The sequence below is a fragment of the Reyranella massiliensis 521 genome (assembly GCF_000312425.1).
Taxonomy (GTDB): domain Bacteria; phylum Pseudomonadota; class Alphaproteobacteria; order Reyranellales; family Reyranellaceae; genus Reyranella; species Reyranella massiliensis.
The window spans coordinates 1,053,896-1,069,683 of record NZ_HE997181.1 but is presented as its reverse complement, the minus strand read 5'-3'; the positions used below and the strand labels follow the sequence as shown (position 1 = coordinate 1,069,683).

Annotated in this window: 17 protein-coding genes; 11 read left to right on the top strand and 6 right to left on the bottom strand. The window is 63.6% G+C overall.

Features of this window, described 5'->3' with window-relative positions; translation table 11 throughout:
• Positions 1-135: 135 nt before the first annotated feature.
• From BN60_RS05215 to BN60_RS05185, 7 genes are all read left to right on the top strand, one after another.
• Positions 136-1,011, top strand: coding sequence for a branched-chain amino acid ABC transporter permease (locus BN60_RS05215; protein ID WP_020694945.1), 876 nt, complete (start codon positions 136-138; stop codon positions 1,009-1,011).
• Positions 1,012-1,014: 3 nt separating this feature from the next.
• The gene (locus BN60_RS05210) at positions 1,015-2,166 is read left to right on the top strand and encodes a branched-chain amino acid ABC transporter permease (RefSeq protein ID WP_020694944.1); all 1,152 of its coding nucleotides are present in this window, start codon (positions 1,015-1,017) and stop codon (positions 2,164-2,166) included.
• Positions 2,163-2,921 carry an ABC transporter ATP-binding protein gene (locus tag BN60_RS05205; RefSeq protein ID WP_020694943.1) on the top strand — a complete coding sequence of 253 codons (759 nt, stop codon included), beginning with the start codon at positions 2,163-2,165 and terminating at the stop codon, positions 2,919-2,921. The genes BN60_RS05210 and BN60_RS05205 overlap by 4 nt, the downstream gene beginning before the upstream one ends.
• A 12-nt stretch (positions 2,922-2,933) precedes the next feature.
• Positions 2,934-3,719, top strand: coding sequence for an ABC transporter ATP-binding protein (locus BN60_RS05200; RefSeq protein ID WP_020694942.1), 786 nt, complete (start codon positions 2,934-2,936; stop codon positions 3,717-3,719).
• A 15-nt stretch (positions 3,720-3,734) separates the two neighbouring features.
• Positions 3,735-5,579 (top strand): AMP-dependent synthetase/ligase, encoded by a 1,845-nt coding sequence (locus BN60_RS05195; RefSeq protein ID WP_020694941.1) that lies wholly within the window; start codon positions 3,735-3,737, stop codon positions 5,577-5,579.
• Between the two features lie 41 nt (positions 5,580-5,620).
• Positions 5,621-6,823 (top strand): ABC transporter substrate-binding protein, encoded by a 1,203-nt coding sequence (locus BN60_RS05190; protein ID WP_020694940.1) that lies wholly within the window; start codon positions 5,621-5,623, stop codon positions 6,821-6,823.
• A 195-nt stretch (positions 6,824-7,018) separates the two neighbouring features.
• Positions 7,019-8,218, top strand: coding sequence for an ABC transporter substrate-binding protein (locus tag BN60_RS05185; RefSeq protein ID WP_020694939.1), 1,200 nt, complete (start codon positions 7,019-7,021; stop codon positions 8,216-8,218).
• 74 nt (positions 8,219-8,292) lie between these two features.
• On the opposite strand, the gene BN60_RS05180 is transcribed toward BN60_RS05185, so the two are convergent.
• Complete coding sequence (locus BN60_RS05180) at positions 8,293-8,613, bottom strand: hypothetical protein (RefSeq protein ID WP_020694938.1); 321 nt, start codon at positions 8,611-8,613, stop codon at positions 8,293-8,295.
• A 61-nt stretch (positions 8,614-8,674) separates the two neighbouring features.
• Between BN60_RS05180 and BN60_RS05175 the strand changes: the two genes are divergently transcribed.
• Positions 8,675-9,469, top strand: coding sequence for an SDR family oxidoreductase (locus BN60_RS05175; protein WP_020694937.1), 795 nt, complete (start codon positions 8,675-8,677; stop codon positions 9,467-9,469).
• Positions 9,456-10,214 (top strand): glucose 1-dehydrogenase, encoded by a 759-nt coding sequence (locus tag BN60_RS05170; RefSeq protein ID WP_020694936.1) that lies wholly within the window; start codon positions 9,456-9,458, stop codon positions 10,212-10,214. Before BN60_RS05175 ends, BN60_RS05170 begins: the two co-directional genes overlap by 14 nt.
• Here BN60_RS05170 and BN60_RS05165 read toward each other — a convergent pair.
• Positions 10,211-11,095 (bottom strand): alpha/beta fold hydrolase, encoded by an 885-nt coding sequence (locus BN60_RS05165; protein ID WP_020694935.1) that lies wholly within the window; start codon positions 11,093-11,095, stop codon positions 10,211-10,213. The two genes, BN60_RS05170 and BN60_RS05165, sit on opposite strands and share 4 nt — an antisense overlap.
• Before the next feature lie 71 nt (positions 11,096-11,166).
• On the opposite strand from BN60_RS05165, the gene BN60_RS05160 reads away from it, so the two are divergent.
• Complete coding sequence (locus tag BN60_RS05160) at positions 11,167-11,907, top strand: 2OG-Fe dioxygenase family protein (RefSeq protein WP_020694934.1); 741 nt, start codon at positions 11,167-11,169, stop codon at positions 11,905-11,907.
• 18 nt (positions 11,908-11,925) lie between these two features.
• On the opposite strand, the gene BN60_RS05155 is transcribed toward BN60_RS05160, so the two are convergent.
• The 4 genes from BN60_RS05155 to BN60_RS05140 all read right to left on the bottom strand — a co-directional run bounded on the left by BN60_RS05155 (position 11,926) and on the right by BN60_RS05140 (position 14,937).
• Positions 11,926-12,750 (bottom strand): DODA-type extradiol aromatic ring-opening family dioxygenase, encoded by an 825-nt coding sequence (locus BN60_RS05155; protein WP_020694933.1) that lies wholly within the window; start codon positions 12,748-12,750, stop codon positions 11,926-11,928.
• A gap of 14 nt (positions 12,751-12,764) precedes the next feature.
• Positions 12,765-13,118, bottom strand: coding sequence for a hypothetical protein (locus tag BN60_RS05150; RefSeq protein ID WP_020694932.1), 354 nt, complete (start codon positions 13,116-13,118; stop codon positions 12,765-12,767).
• A 10-nt stretch (positions 13,119-13,128) separates the two neighbouring features.
• Positions 13,129-14,097 (bottom strand): Bug family tripartite tricarboxylate transporter substrate binding protein, encoded by a 969-nt coding sequence (locus BN60_RS05145; RefSeq protein ID WP_043283642.1) that lies wholly within the window; start codon positions 14,095-14,097, stop codon positions 13,129-13,131.
• 69 nt (positions 14,098-14,166) lie between these two features.
• Positions 14,167-14,937, bottom strand: a complete 771-nt coding sequence (locus tag BN60_RS05140) for an SDR family NAD(P)-dependent oxidoreductase (protein ID WP_020694930.1) — start codon at positions 14,935-14,937, stop codon at positions 14,167-14,169.
• Positions 14,938-15,116: 179 nt separating this feature from the next.
• On the opposite strand from BN60_RS05140, the gene BN60_RS05135 reads away from it, so the two are divergent.
• A complete protein-coding gene (locus BN60_RS05135; protein ID WP_020694929.1) occupies positions 15,117-15,683 on the top strand; it encodes a hypothetical protein in 567 nt (188 codons plus the stop codon).
• Positions 15,684-15,788: the final 105 nt, after the last annotated feature.

Here is a 15,788-nt window from a genome sequence, read left to right as displayed (position 1 = left end):
ATCGACACTAGCGCACCCGGGATGAAAATCCATTGACTCCCGAATGGCCGACAAGTCTTATTGCCGCGCCTCGCGAAATCTAGAGCCGCAAGCAACAAAAGCGAGGTCCATGGGCCGTAGTACAGGGTAGGGAGAATGCTCGATTTCATCCAGCAGCTCGTGAGCGGAATTGCGCTCGGCTGCGTCTATGGCCTGATCGCCCTGGGCTTCGTGCTCATCTACAAGGCGACAGAGGTCGTGAACTTCGCCCAGGGCGACCTGATGATGCTGGGCGGCTTCTTCGTCTTCACCTTCATCGGTCTGCTCGGCCTCGATTACTGGCTCGGCTTCCTGTTCGCCGTCTGCGGCATGGCTGTATTCGGCATGGCGACCGAACGCATCCTGGTGCGGCCGATCCTGGGCTATCCGCAGTTCTCGATCGTCATGGCGACGATCGGGCTCGGTTACTTCCTGCGCTCCATCGCCGGCATGATCTGGGGCACCGACGACCTCAAGATCGACACGCCCTTTTCGAACGGCGTCTTCAAGATCGGCGAGCTCGTCCTGGCCCACGACAAGCTCTCGGTGATCGTCGCCACCGTGATCCTCTGCGCCGTCCTCTACGCCTTCTTCAACTACACGCGCATGGGCACTGCCATGCGGGCCACCTCCGAGAACATGCTGGCCGCCTATTACATGGGCATCCCCGTGAAGCGGGTGGTCTCACTGATCTGGGCGATCAGCGCAGCGGTCGCGGCCACCGCCGGCGTGTTGCTGGCCCCCATCACCTTCATCCATTCCAACGTTGGCCTGGCGCTCGGCCTCAAAGCCTTCCCGGCGGCGGTGCTGGGCGGCTTCGGCTCGATCCCCGGCGCACTGGTCGGCGGGTTGATCATCGGCGTCATCGAGACCTTGGCCGGCTTCTACCTGCCCCAGGGCTGGAAGGACGTTGCACCCTACATCGTGCTCCTGGTGGTGCTGCTGGTCCGGCCGCAGGGTCTGTTCGGCCCCAGCATGCGCAAGAAGGTCTGAGCCATGCGTTTCATCTTCAAGACCGACTACGACCAGGATATCCGCATCCTGAAGCATGGCGGCTACTGGTGGTCCTACGGCATCCTGCTTGCCGTTCTGGCTGCCCTGCCCTTCTTCGTCGGCAGCTACCTCCAGAGCCAGGTCGTCTTCGTCTTCATCTATGCGATCGTGGGCGTCGCGCTGATGATCCTGACCGGCTTCACCGGCCAGGCATCGCTGGGCCATGCCGCCTTTCTGGCGATCGGCGCCTACACGGCAGGCTACCTGCAGAGCCTCGGCATGCCATTCATCGTCTACTTCCCGGCGGCCGCCCTCCTCACCGGCATCGTTGGCGCCATGGTCGGCTTCCCGGCGCTGCGGCTGACCGGCATCTACCTCGTGATCGCCACCATCGCCTTCGCCTTCATCGTCGAGGAGATCCTGGCGCGCTGGGAGTCGGTGACCCACGGCAACGAGGGCATGCGCGTCAGGACGCTCGATATCGTCGGCATGCCCCTGCCGCGCGATGGCGAGGCCTTCTACTTCCTCTGCCTGCTCACCTTGGTCGGCAGTATCCTGCTGGCCCTGAACCTGCTGCGGTCTCCGACCGGCCGCGCCTTCATCGCCATTCGCGATTCCGAGACCGCCGGCAAGTCGATGGGCATCGACCTTGCAGCCTACAAGGTGAAGTCCTTCGCCATCAGCGCGGCGATCACCGGCCTCGCAGGCGTACTCTTCGCCCACAAGATGACCTTCATCTCGCCCGAGATGTTCACCCTGCTGCTCTCGATCGAGTTCATCATGGTGATCATCATCGGCGGAGCGTTCGGGGTGCATGGCGCGGTGTTCGGCGCGATCTTCATCGTCATGGTCGACCCTTTCCTGACGGCGCTGAAGGACGACGTTCCGGTCCTGGCCGCAAGCGTCGCCTCCTCGCTGGGCATGGCCTCCGACGCGGCCAGCAAGCTGCGCGACACGATGTCGGCGATAGGCTCCGCCGCCGGCCTCAAAGGCGCGATCTACGGCCTCATCATCATGATGTTCATCCTGTTCGAGCCCTATGGACTCTATGGGCGCTGGCTCAAGGTGAAGCTCTTCTTCCAGCTCTTCCCGCTCTACAAGAAGGCAACCTTCAAGCGACAGAAGACCTACGTGAAGTCGGAGCGCAACCGATGAACTTCTTCACGGTAGACAGCATCTCGCTGCAGTTCGGCGGCCTCAAGGCGGTCGACAGCGTTAGCTTCAGCGTCGCCAAGGGTGAGATCTTCACCATCATCGGCCCCAACGGCGCCGGCAAGACCTCGATCTTCAACCTGATCTCCCGGCTCTACAATCCGACATCTGGCAAGCTGTTCTTCGAGGGCCGCGACATCACCGAGGTGCCGCCGCACCAGATTGCCAAGCTCGGCATCGCACGCACCTTCCAGAACATCGAACTGTTCGAGAACGCGACGATGCTGGCCAACCTGCTGGTCGGCCGGCACTGCCACGCCACGACGCAGCTCTGGCAGGAAATGCTCTTCCTGCCCTCGGTGCGGCGCGCCGAGAAGGAACATCGCCACAAGGTCGAGGAGGTCATCGAGTTCCTCGACCTGCAGGCCTATCGCGAGAAGCTGATCGCCGGCCTCCCCTATGGCGTGCGCAAGGTGATCGAGGTCGCCCGCGCCCTCTGCTCGGAGCCCAAGCTGATCCTGCTCGACGAGCCATCGTCCGGCCTCAACGTCGAGGAAACCGACGACATGTCGTTCTGGATCCGCGACATCCGGAGCGAACTCGGGATCACCGTGCTCATGGTCGAACACGACATGTCGCTGGTGAACCGTGTCTCCGACCGGGTGCTGGCTCTCAACTACGGCAAGGTGCTGGCCACCGGCACGCCCGCCGAGGTGCAGGCGCACCCCGACGTCATCGCAGCCTATCTCGGCGCCTGAGCGGAGTTCCCGATGCCCCCCGACGCCAGCGACGATATCCTCAAAGTCTCCAACATCGAGAGCTACTACGGCCCGATCATGGCGATCCGCGGCGTGAGCCTCGCCGTGCCGCGCGGCAAGATCATCACCGTGCTGGGCGCCAATGGCGCCGGCAAGACGACGATCCTCAAGACGATCTCGGGCGTACTCGACCCCCAGAAGGGCACGATCGAATTCGAGGGCAAGCCGATCCAGCGCATGGATGCCGACAAGATCGTGCGGCTCGGCCTCAGCCACGTGCCGGAGGGCCGCGAGGTCTTCCCGTTCCTGTCGATCCGCGAAAATCTCGCGATGGGCGCCTTCCTGCGCAACGACAAGGACGGCGTCGCCCAGGACCTGGAACGCGTCTTCGGCTACTTCCCGCGCCTCAAGGAGCGCATCGACCAGCCCGCCGGTTCGCTGTCGGGCGGTGAACAGCAGATGCTCGCCATCAGCCGCGCGCTGATGAACCGGCCCAAGCTCCTGCTGCTCGACGAGCCCTCCCTCGGCCTCTCGCCGCTGCTGGTGAAAGAGATCTTCAACATCATCAAGCGCGTGAACGCCGAACAAGGCGTGTCGATCCTGCTGGTTGAACAGAATGCCAAGATGGCGCTGGAGACGGCCCATTACGGCTATGTGCTCGAAGTCGGCCGCGTGGTGATGGACGATACCTGCGAACGGCTGATGAGCAGCAAGGACATCCAGGAGTTCTATCTCGGCGCCAAGGAAGAAAGCGCACGCGGCGAACGCCGCTGGAAGCGCAAGAAGAACTGGCGCTGATCGGGAGGTGGATGCATGACCCAGCAAGCGATCCTGACCGTTGCAGAGACTCTGCCCAAGAGCTTCGTGCTGTCCTGCAAGACACGCGGCGACAAGCCCGCGATGCGCGAGAAGCTGCTCGGCATCTGGAACGCGATCTCATGGAACCAGTGGCTGGAGCGCTCCCGCTCGGTCAGCTACGCCCTGCATTCGATCGGCTTCCGGCCGGGCGATGTCGCGTCGGTCCTGGCCAACACCGTTCCGGAATGGAACTACGCCGATTTCGGTATCCTCTGCGCCGGCGGCGTCTCCTCGGGTATCTACCCCACTGATTCGGCCAAGCAGGTCGAATACCTGATCAACGATTCCAGCACTTCGGTGCTGTTCGTCGAGGACGATGAACAGCTCGACAAGGCGCTCGAGGTTCGTGAACGCTGCCCGACCCTCAAGAAGATCGTCGTCTTCGACATGGAAGGCCTCACCGCCTTCAACGACCCCATGGTGGTCTCGCTCGACGAATTCATGGCAATTGGCCGCAACTACGCCCAGGGCAAGGAAGGGCTGTTCGACGAACTGGTCGCGTCGCGCAAACCCGACGATCTCGCGGTCCTCGTCTACACCTCGGGAACCACTGGACCGCCCAAGGGCGCGATGCACAGCCATCACAACATCGTCTTTACGATGCAGAACTGCATGCACCCCGAGCTGTCGCTGTCCTGGCACGAAGGCGACGAGCGACTGGCATTCCTGCCGATGTGCCATGTCGCCGAGCGTGTCGCCGGCAGCTACTATTCGATCGCCACCGGCGTCTGCAGCAACTTCGCCGAGAGCCCCGAGACGGTGCCAGACAATATCCGCGAAGTGCAGCCGACCCTCTTCGGTGCCGTGCCGCGCGTCTGGGAGAAATTCTACGCCGGCATGATGATCGCCTTGAAGGACGCCACGCCGCTGCAGCAGTGGGCCTACAAGAAAGCGATCGACGCGGGATACGCCGTAGCCGACGCCCGCCTCGAACGGCGCGAGCCCTCGGCGATCCAGAAGCTCAAGTTCGAGGCCGCCTACTGGCTGGTGCTGAAGAACATGCGCAAGATGATCGGTCTCGACCGTTGCCGCTGGCTGTTCACCGGCGCGGCGCCGATCTCGCCCGAGCTGATCCGCTGGTACCTGGCGATGGGCCTCGACATGTACGAGGTCTACGGCCAGACGGAGAATTGCGGACTGGCGACGGCGATGCCGGCCAACGCCGTCAAGCTCGGCACAGTCGGCAAGGCCGTACCCTATGGCCAAGTGAAAATCTCGCCGCAGGGCGAGATACTGATCAAGGGCGACTTCGTCTTCAAAGGCTATCTCAATCAGCCGGAAAAGACCGCGGAGACCGTCGACAAGGACGGCTGGCTGCACACCGGCGATGTCGGCTCGATCGACAACGAGGGCTACATCAAGATCACGGACCGGATGAAGGACATCATCATCACGGCCGGCGGCAAGAACATCACGCCCTCCGAGATCGAGAACCAGCTCAAGTTCTCGCCCTATATCAGCGATGCCGTCGTGATCGGCGACAAGCGCGCGTATCTCACCTGCCTCGTCATGATCGAGCGCGAGACCGTCGAGAAGTATGCTCAGGACCTCGACGTGCCCTTCACGAACTATGCGAGCCTGTGCCGTTCCAAGGAAGTGCAGGACCTGATCTGGTCCGAGATCGAGAAGGTCAACGCCAACTTCGCCCGCGTCGAGACGATCAAGCGCTTTTTCCTGATCGAACAGCAGCTCACGCCCGAAGACGAGGAGCTGACGCCGACCATGAAGCTGAAGCGCAGCTTCGTGAACAAGAAATACAAGAACGAAATCGACGCGATGTACCGCCCCCAGGCGGCCTGAAAGAGTTCGAGTTCCGTGGGAGTAGTGGAGGAAGAGTAGTTATGCGTTCGTTTGGCGTAAAAGCCGCCTTGTTGGGCGGCGTGTTCGGACTTGCCGCGCTGCCGACGGCAGCCCAGCAGACTAAGGTCACCAACCAAGGCATCACACCGACCGAGATCGTACTCGGCACCCATCAGGACCTTTCCGGTCCGATCAAGTCGTGGGGCGTGCCAGTCACCAACGGCATGAAGATGGCCGTCGAAGAGATCAACGCGGCGGGCGGCATCAACGGCCGCAAGCTCAAGCTGATCGTCGAAGACGTCGGCTACGATCCCAAGCGCGCCGTGCTGGCGACCCAGAAGCTCGTCGAGAAGGACAAGGTCTTCGCCATGGTCGGCCCCCTCGGCTCGCCCACGGTGCTGGCCGCCCAGGACATCCTGCTCGAAGCCGGGGTGCCGCAGCTCTTCCCGGTCACGTCGGCCGAGTTCACCTACAAGATGGACCCGAAGAACCCGCAGGAGCGGTTGAAGTTCAACAACGTGCCGCCGTACACCGAAAGCGTGCGCGCCGGCGCCCGCCACCTGATCCAGGAAAAGGGCCTTAAGAAGCCCTGCGTCCTCTACCAGGACGACGAGTTCGGCAAGAACGTGCACGATGGTTTCACTCAGGCATTGGCCGACACCAAGCTCACGGCCGTTGCTACGACGAGCTACAAGCGTGGCGCCTCCGACTTCAGCTCGCAGGTCGCCAAGCTCAAGTCCGATGGCTGCGACTTCGTCGTGCTCGGCACCGTGGTGCGCGAGACTGTCGGCGTCATGGCCGAGGCCAAGAAGATCGGCTTCAACCCGGTTTACTTCGGCAGCACCGCGACCAACGTCGTCGAGGTACCGGCACTGGGCAAGGAGCTGACCGAGGGCTTCTATGCCGTGGGCGGCATGGAGATCCCCTATCGCGACACCGCCACGGGCAAGGCCAAGGAGTGGGCCGAGAGCTACTTCAAGACCTACAATATGGAGCCGAACACCCAGTCGGCGCTGGGCTACAACGACATCATGACCTTCGCCCACTATGCCAAGCTCGCCGGCAAGGACCTGACCGGCCAGAAGTTCCTGACGGCGATGGAGTCCGGCGATGTCTTTCAGGACATCTTCAACTCGCCGCCGGTGAAGTTCTCGCCGACCCAGCACCTGTCGGCGACTGTGTTCCTGCTTCAGCAGATCAAGGATGGCCGCTGGGTCGTGCTCAAGCGCGATCTCGTGAACTAAGCGACGCCTTTCGGGGCATCCAGCAAGGGTCCGGGCGGGTTGCCGTCCGGGCCCTTTTTGCTGCCCGGAATATCGCGTTTCGCCGTGCACAATCTCTGCGAAACTGCTTTAATTCGACCAAGTCGCCGAAGCGACGACGTCGGGTAGGCGCCACCCGCCGGTACAAGATTGGCGCCGCAGTGGAGGAAATGCGCAATGCACATCAAGTCATTCGTCGCGCCCTTGGTCGGGGCGGCGGCAACGCTGGCGATGCTACCGGCGTTCGCCCAGACCAAAGTCACCAACCAGGGCGTGACGCCGACCGAGATCGTGATCGGCACACATCAGGACCTCAGCGGTCCCATCAAGGTGTGGGGCGTGCCGGTGCTCAACGGCATGAAGCTCGCGGTCGAGGAGGTCAACGCCAAGGGCGGCATTAATGGTCGCAAGATCCGCCTGATCGCCGAGGACTCGGGTTACGACCCGAAGAAGGCCGTGCTCGCCAGTCAGAAGATGGTCGAGAAGGACAAGGTCTTCGCCATGATCGGCCCGATGGGGTCGCCGACGGTGCTGGCCGCCCAGGACATCCTGTTCGAGGCCGGCGTGCCGCAGCTCTTCCCGCTGACGGCCGCGGAATTCACCTACAAGTTCGATCCGTCGAAGGCGCAGGAGCGGCTGAAGTTCAACAACTTGCTGCCCTATGTCGAAAGCACGCGGGCCGCCCTGAAGTACATGATCGAGTGGAAGAAGCCGAAGTCGGTCTGCATCATGTACCAGGACGACGAGTACGGTAAGAACGTCTTCGACGGCTATACGCAGCAGCTGGAAGCCATGAAGATGAAGCCCGTGTCGGTCACGACCTACAAGCGCGGCGCTTCCGACTTCGCCGCCCAGGCCGCCAAGATGAAGTCCGATGGCTGCGACCTCGTTGTTCTGGGCACGGTGATCCGCGAGACGATCGGCCTGATGGCCGAAGCCAAGAAGATCGGCTTCACCCCGACCTGGCTCGGCGCCACGCCGGTCAACGTTCTTGAGATTCCCGCCCTCGGCAAGGAGCTTGTCGAAGGCCTCTACTCCGCCGCGGGCTTCGAGATTCCCTATCGCGATACGGCCAAGGGTCCGGTCAAGGAATGGGCCGAGGCCTACTTCAAGATGTTCAACTCGGAGCCCAATACGCAGGCGGTCATCGGCTACAACGCGATCATGACCTTCGCGTTCTATGTCCAGCTCGCCGGCAAGGATCTGACGGGGCAGAAGTTCCTGGAGGCGCTGGAGTCCGGCAAGGAATTCAAGGACATCTTCAACTCGCCAGTCACCAAGTTCTCCAAGACCAACCACCTGGCGACCACCATCACCCAGGTGCAGGAGGTCAAGAATGGCCGCTGGGTCCTGGTGAAGGAGGGTCTGTCCTTCTAAGCCTCGAGGCTGCAAGAGAAACAAAAAGCCCGGGCGGGAGACCGTCCGGGCTTTCCTTTGCGCGCTATTGCCGATCAGCCCGGCGGCGGTACGGCGACCTTGTTGTTGCGCAACTCGCGCTGCAGCACGGGAATACCGGCCGCGGTGTTGCCGTCCTGGCACTGGGCAATCGCCACCCGGGCATCGATATCGGGCTGACCGCCGCCGACGCCGACACCACCCTCCGCCGTGGCGACGCCGGCGACATACTCGGCATAGGTCGTGGTGAGCTTCGTGCAGTAGGCCTGCCCCTGCGCGGCTGTCATGCCGGGCGGCGGCCCCCCTGTGGTCTGCGTGCAACCGACGACCAACAGCGACACCGTCATCAAACCTACACTGCCAACGAGCTTCGCCATGCGATCCTCCCTTGCCGATACGCTACTGCACTTGCCTTTGGTCCGCTATGGTTCCGCATAGATGAGCAACGAACTTTCAGGTCAGGTCGCCATCGTGACCGGCGGTGCCTCGGGAATCGGCGCGGCGTCGGCCGCCCTCCTCGCCGGCGAAGGCGCGACAGTGATCGTGGCCGATCTTCAAAAAGGCTCCCAGCCCAACGAGGTCGGCCGCTTCGTGACCCACGATGTCGCATCGGAAGCCTCCTGGCAGGCTCTGCTGGCAGACGTGCTCAGGCATGATGGCCGGCTCGACATCGTCGTGAACAATGCCGGCATCTCCGGCGGTTCGGGCACACCCGAGACTACGACCGTCGAGAACTGGCAGCACGTTCAGGCCGTCAATTCGGAAGGCGTCTTTCTCGGCTGCAAGTATGCCATCAAGGGCATGAAGCAGACCGGCGCGGAAAAGCCTCAGTCCGGCGGCTCCATCGTCAACATATCGTCGGTCGCAGGCCTCGTCGGTGGCGCCGGGCCGACCGCTTACACCGCCAGCAAGGGCGCCGTGCGACTGCTCAGCAAGAGCGTCGCGCTCTACTGCGCCGAGCAGAGGAACGGCATCCGCTGCAACTCGGTGCATCCGGGCGGTGTCGACACGGCAATCTTCAATCCGCTCTGGCAGGCCGTGGGCCACGAGCAGGGCAAGGCCTTCATCGGCTCTCGTCATCCGATCGGCCGCATGGCCGAACCCGAGGATCTCGGCGAACTGGTCCTGTGGCTGGCCTCGGACCGCTCGCGTTTCGTCACGGGCGCGGAGTTCACCGCCGATGGCGGCTTGACCGCCGGCCTGCTCAGGAGGTCCCTCTTTGCCCCGTCTTGAGAACAAGGTCGTGCTGCTGAGCGGCGGCGCGTCGGGTATCGGCGCGGAGACCGCGCGCCAGGTCGTCCGCGAGGGTGGCAAGGCCGTCCTGGCGGACCGCGACGAGACCAGGGGCCGGGCACTGGCGGACGAGCTGGGCGCCGCCGCGCATTTCGTGCCTCTGGATGTAACGCAGGAGGCGAGTTGGCAGGCCGCCGTCGCCGCGACGGTCGAGACGTTCGGCGCCCTGCATGGGCTCCTGAACGCAGCCGGGATCGGCGTCCGCAATTCGATCGAGGACTGCACCCTGGAAGAGTATCGCCGCGTCAACGACGTCAACTCCCTCGGTACCTTCCTCGGCTGCAAGACCGCCATCCCCGCCATGAAGGACGCGGGCGGCGGCTCGATCGTGAACATCTCCTCCGTGCTCGGCCTGCGCGGCGCCGCCTATGCCATGGCCTACTGCGCCAGCAAGGGCGCGGTCCGCACCCTCACCAAGAACGTGGCGCTGCACTGCGCACAGATGAAATACAACATCCGCTGCAACTCGGTGCATCCGGGCTACATCGACACGCCGATGATCGCGCCGCGACTGGAGCAGAGCGACGGCAACAGGAGCGGTCGCCAGTCCCTGGAGGACATGCATCCGCTCGGCCGCCTCGGCCGCGCCGACGAGGTCGCCAGCATGATCCTGTTCCTGCTGTCGGACGAATCGACCTTCTCGACGGGTTCCGAGTTCGTCTGCGACGGCGGCCTGACGGCCTAGCTCTTCATTCCCGTGATCGAGGCGCTCACCGCACGCGGGTCGCGCCTGGGCCAGCGGCCGGCGTCGACTTGCACGATGAAGTCGCCGACGATCCGGTTGAACTGATCGGGATCCTCGAGGTTGATCGTGTGGCCGCAGTTCGGCATCACGGAGAGTGCCGCCGACGGGATCTCGCGCTTCATCAGGAGTGCAGGGGCGAGGCAGGGCCAATCCTCGTCACCGGTCAGTACCAGGGTCGGCACCGTCATCGCCCGCATCTCGGCGACCAGATCGTAGAGCGAGGGCCTTTCCCCTTGGCACCCGATCTGCGTGTTCGCTGAACCCAGCGCCGAATGCGCCGCCAGCGCCTGTTTGAACTCTGCAAAACCGCGCGGGTCCTTGTTCTCGAACTGCACACGGGTCGGCCCGTAGGCGTATTTCTCGGCAAAGGCCGCCATCCCCTCTTCCAGCAGCGACTTCGCCACCACCGCGACCTCGGCCTTGAAGCGGGACTGCTGCTCCTTCTCGGCGCCGTAACCCACCCCAGCCACGACAAGGGAAAGCGCACGCGTGGGATGGCGGAAGCCGAAGTGCAGCGTTGCGAAGCCTCCCATGGAAAGGCCAACGACGTGCGCCGTGTCGATCTTGAGATGGTCGAGAACCACCAGGATGTCGTCGGTGGCGCGATTCTGACTGTAGCTCGCGGCCTGCTCCGGCACGTCCGACGGCGGATACCCACGAGCACTGTAGGTGATGCAGCGGTGGCGCTGGCCAAAATGGCGCATCTGCGCCTCCCAGGACCGGTGATCGGCAGCGAACTCGTGCACGAACACAATGGGCGTGCCGGCTCCGACCTCTTCGAAATAGAGTTTCACCCCGTCGTCGGTCGTCGCGTAAGGCATCGTTTTTCTCCGGGTCGGCCCAGAGTTTAGATCATATGGCAGTCCCGCGACGGAATGATAGGCTTCCCAACATGAGCGAAATCGGCACCGGCCTACAGAACGCCACGAGCATCCGCACCGCCGTTGGGCGGGCAGGTTATGCCTTCGTCGAAGCCTCGGACATGCGCAATGCCCTGGCGCGCTTCGGCACCCTGGCCGACTGGCCGGCCTTTGCCGAGAGCTGGAACGATCTCGAAGTCGATACCTACATGGGCGACGGCGGCCGCTATCGGAAACGCCGCTTTGGCGTCTGGCGTGCTGGTCGTCAGGGCCCGATCACCCGCGGGTCCCATCAGCCACATTATCAGGGCGTCAACTACAATACCCTGAACGGCGGCATCGAGCGCTGGTTCAAGCCGATCACCGAGGAGATCGGCGCAGGTGCCTCCATGCGCACCATCCTCGAATATTGCCGGGCGCTCTTTGGTCGGCTCGCGCCGGAAACCGCCGAATGGCATGTCGAAGCGCACCAGTTCCGGATCGAGGCCAAGCAGGGCGAACAGGGCAAGCCGACGCCCGAGGGCATGCATCGCGACGGCGTCGACTATGTGCTGGTGCTGCTGATCGCCCGCCGCAACATCGCGAGCGGCACGACGACCGTGCACGATCTCGACAAGCGCGCGCTGGGCAGCTTCACGCTGACGGACCCGCTCGACGCCGCCTTGGTCGACGATGCCCGCTGCTACCATGGCGTGACGCCGGTCGAGCCGGAGAACCCTGCCCTTCCCGCCTATCGCGACGTGCTGGTCGTCACCTTCAAGAAAAAGGGGTGAGAGCCAGCTCGGCGGACCTCACGCCGTGATCGTCATCCTGGCGATGGTGCAGCTCACGGCAAAGATCGGCACCGGCTCGCAGAACTCGATCTTTCCCTTTGCGCCCTTGGCGGCGGCGGCCGCGGCGATGAAGGTCCGGATCTCGAAGCCGCCCTGCCCTGCTTCGCGGTAGGTTTCGGCGTCGCTATAGGAGAGCATCGCCTCGCGGTCGTTGGCGGCCCAGCGGGCGAGAAATTCCCGATCCCACGCCTCGTTGATCTTCCCCGAGTCGGGCGTTGCCGGCCAATGCGAGATGCCGCCGGTGCCGACCAGGGCGATCCGCTCCGGCACGGAGTCGGCCGCCTGGCGCAGCGCCTCCCCGAAAGCCCAGGCGCGGGCCAATGGCGCAAGCGGCGGGCCCTGGCAATTGATGTTGGCGGGAATGATCGGAAGGTCGTAGTCGGGCGTCAGGAAATGCAGCGGCACGGAGATGCCGTGATCGAACTTCCATTCCTCGGCATAGGCGACGTCGACCGTCTGCATCACCTTTTCGATCAGCCGGCGCGACAGGGCCTTGTTGCCGGGGACGGTGGTCCGCTTGATGCGCAGGAACGCCTCGTCCTCGATCGGTCCTTCGTAGGAGTCTGCCATCCCCATCGCGAAGGCCGGCATGTTGTTCATGAAGAAATTGGCGAAATGCTCGGCGGCGATGACCACCAGTGCATCCGGCCGCGTCGCACGAATATCGTCGCCCATGCGCCGGAATGCGCTTTCGAGCGCCTGCCGCGTCTGGGTATCGGCCCGTTCAGCGCGGGCGGTGATGCCGGGGGCATGGCTGCATGCGCCGCAATAGACCAAAGGCATCGGCCTTCTCCCGTTTACCTGTTCTCTCTGTCGCGCTTCAGCCGAGCGTCGTGCGCCTCGACACCTTCGTAGCCAGTCGCCGCATAGACGCCTTCACGCACCTGGCCGTGCTCCCGAAGCCCATGGCGCATCCGGTCGAGATAATCGGTCCACTCGATCTTGTGGAGGGCGGCAAAGTGCATGAGGAGCTGGCCGTTGACCCCCAGCACATAGAGCAGGCCGATATCGGGCTTGGTGAGCGCGCCCGTCTCTTCGGCGGTGAGCTCGTACTCGGCCAGTACCGCATCGCGCTCAACAGCATAGCGTTCGCGCGTCCGCGGATCGCGGTTGAGCTGATAGATCAGCTTCTGGACCTGATAGAGGCTCATGGAGCTGCACCTATTCCAGTTTCACGCCCGAGGCCTTCACGATCTCTCCCCACCGCGCCCGCTCCTTGGGAATGAAGGCCGTGAACTCTTCGGCAGAATTGCCGACCAGACGGATGCCGCGCTGCGCGAACTGCTCCGCCATCTTGGGGTCCTTCAGGATCTTCGCTGCCTCGGCATTCAACCGGGCGACGATTTCCTTGGGCGTGCCGGCAGGCGCGACCAACGCGAACCAGGACGAGGCTTCGAAGCCTGGCAAACCCGCTTCCGCCGCCGTGGGCACGTCAGGCAGGATCGCCATGCGCTGCGGCGCCGCCCAGGCCAGCGCCTTGATGGTGTCGCTCTTGATGTGAGGCAGCACCAGCGGCGGGTTGTCGACCAGCCCGTCGATCTGTCCGGCGACCAGATCCTGCACCGCGGGCGCCGCACCTTTGTAAGGCACGTGGGCCAGTTTGATTTTGGCCGCCTGCTCCAGCAGCACAATGGCGAGATGCGTCGTCGTGCCGTTGCCGGCAGAGCCGAAGTCGAGCTTGCCCGGCTGCGCCTTGGCCTTGTCGATCAGCTCCTTGAGCGTCGCCACGCCGGCCCGCGGATGGACGACCACGATGTTGGGCATGTCGCCCACGACCGTGATGGGCGCGAAGGCCGTCGCCGGATCGAAAGGCATCTTGGCGTAGAGGAATTCGTTTATGGTCAGAATGCCGGCCGAGGCCAGCAGCAGCGTATGGCCGTCGGGCTCTGCCTTGGCCACGATCTCCGCGCCGATATTGCCGCCCGCTCCGGGCTTGTTGTCGACGATCACCTGCTGGCCGAGAGCCGCCTGCAGCTCGGGGGCCAGAGCGCGCGCCAGCACGTCGGCAACACCGCCGGGTGGGAAAGGCGCCACGATGCGCACGGGCTTGGTTGGATAGGGCTGGGCCCAGACGGGAGCTGCCATGAGCATCCCGAGGGCGGCGAGTAAAACGCCAACGCAGCGTTTCATTTGTTGCTTCCTCCCAAAAGCCTCCCCTCTTCCGCAAGGGCGCGGAGGGGGAGGTTCTGGGTGGATATGCTAGCTTCCGATGGTCACGCCCGCATCGGCAATGATGGTCTGGCCGGTAATAAAGGCGCCCGCCTTTCCAGCCAGCATCACGGCGATTCCGCCGATATCGTCCGGTTCGCCGATGCGGCGCAGCGGGGCGCTCTGCAGGCGCTTGTCGAGATATTCGGGGTTGTCCCACAGCGCCTTGGCGAAGTCGGTCTTCACCAGGCCGGGGGCGATGGTGTTGATGCGGATATTGTCGGGACCGAGCTCCGTGGCGAGGTTACGCGCGAGCTGCATGTCGGCAGCCTTGGAGATGCCGTAGGCACCGATCACCGGCGTACCGCGCACGCCGCCGATCGACGAGACGATGATGATCGAGCCGTCCTTCTTGGCCCGCATGTCGGGAATGCAGTTGGTGATCAGCCAGATGTTGGACAGGATGTTGTTCTGCATGATCTTCATGAAGGCATCGTCCGGCATCTTCTCGGTCGGCCCGTAATAGGGATTCGAGGCCGCATTGCAGACCAGGATGTCGACCGGCCCGAGCTGCTTTTTCGTCTGGGCGATCAGGTTGATGCACTGATCCTTGTCGGAGATGTTGCAGGGGATGACGGTGGCATGGCCGCCCGCCTTCTTGATCTCGGCGGCCGCCTCCTCGCACGCCGGCGCCTTGCGGCTCGACACCACGACCTTGGCGCCCTGCAGCGCGAGATGCAGGGCAATCGATTTGCCGATGCCCTTGCTCGAGCCGGTGACAACGGCGACCTTGCCGGTGAGGTCGAAAAGCGGCGATGCCATGAACAGTCCTCCGATCCAATGAAAGGGCGAAGCTAGCAAATTATCGTGCGCCAGGCGCATCGGAACTGTCCGGCCATCGCACGCCAAAGCCGGCTCGCGAAACAGCAATGTCGTCAAGGAAGCGTGAATTGCTCGTGCGGAATCCCAGGGGCTAGTTTGGCATTCCGCAGGAGGCCTCGATGCGCATCGTTCATCGTATTGCCGCCACGTTGTCTGCCGCGATCGTCCTGCCGACGATCGCGCTTGCTGGCTCGATCGGCGGCAACTACTACGCTCCGCAGTACGACTATCGTGAGTTCTTCGCGGCGACCGACGGCAAGAAGTTCCCGGTCATCCTGGCCGGCGATGCTTTTCCCGGTGTGGATCCGGCGGTGGTGGCAAGGGACCTGCTACCTGCCATGCAGGCGGCCAAGCCGAGGCCGGCACTCACCTTCACCTACGACCGTCCCCTGCCGCCACCCAGCCCCGACTACCGACTGGTGCTGATTTTCTATCCGGCCAACAACCTCAATGCCGATCCGGTCTGCGCGGGGACACCACCTCGCTTTCGGCAAGGCCAGCCTGGTCTGTTCTACGTCTACGCGATCTACTGCCGAAACGATCAGGCGATGTCCTTCACCACGGCGTGGACACCGGCTGCCGGCCCGGCCGATCCGCGAATCGAGCAACTGTTCCGCGAACTCTTCATGGTGATCTTCAGCGACCAGCAGCGCCGCTTTGCAGAGATCGATCCGGCGCTACGCTAGGAGCCCGCGCAACCAAGAACCGGCCGAGCGAAAGACTCGCCTATTCGGCTTGCTAGCTTCAGGTCGACTGATATCTTGCCGCAACCCGTATCGTTCTTTTGAGTC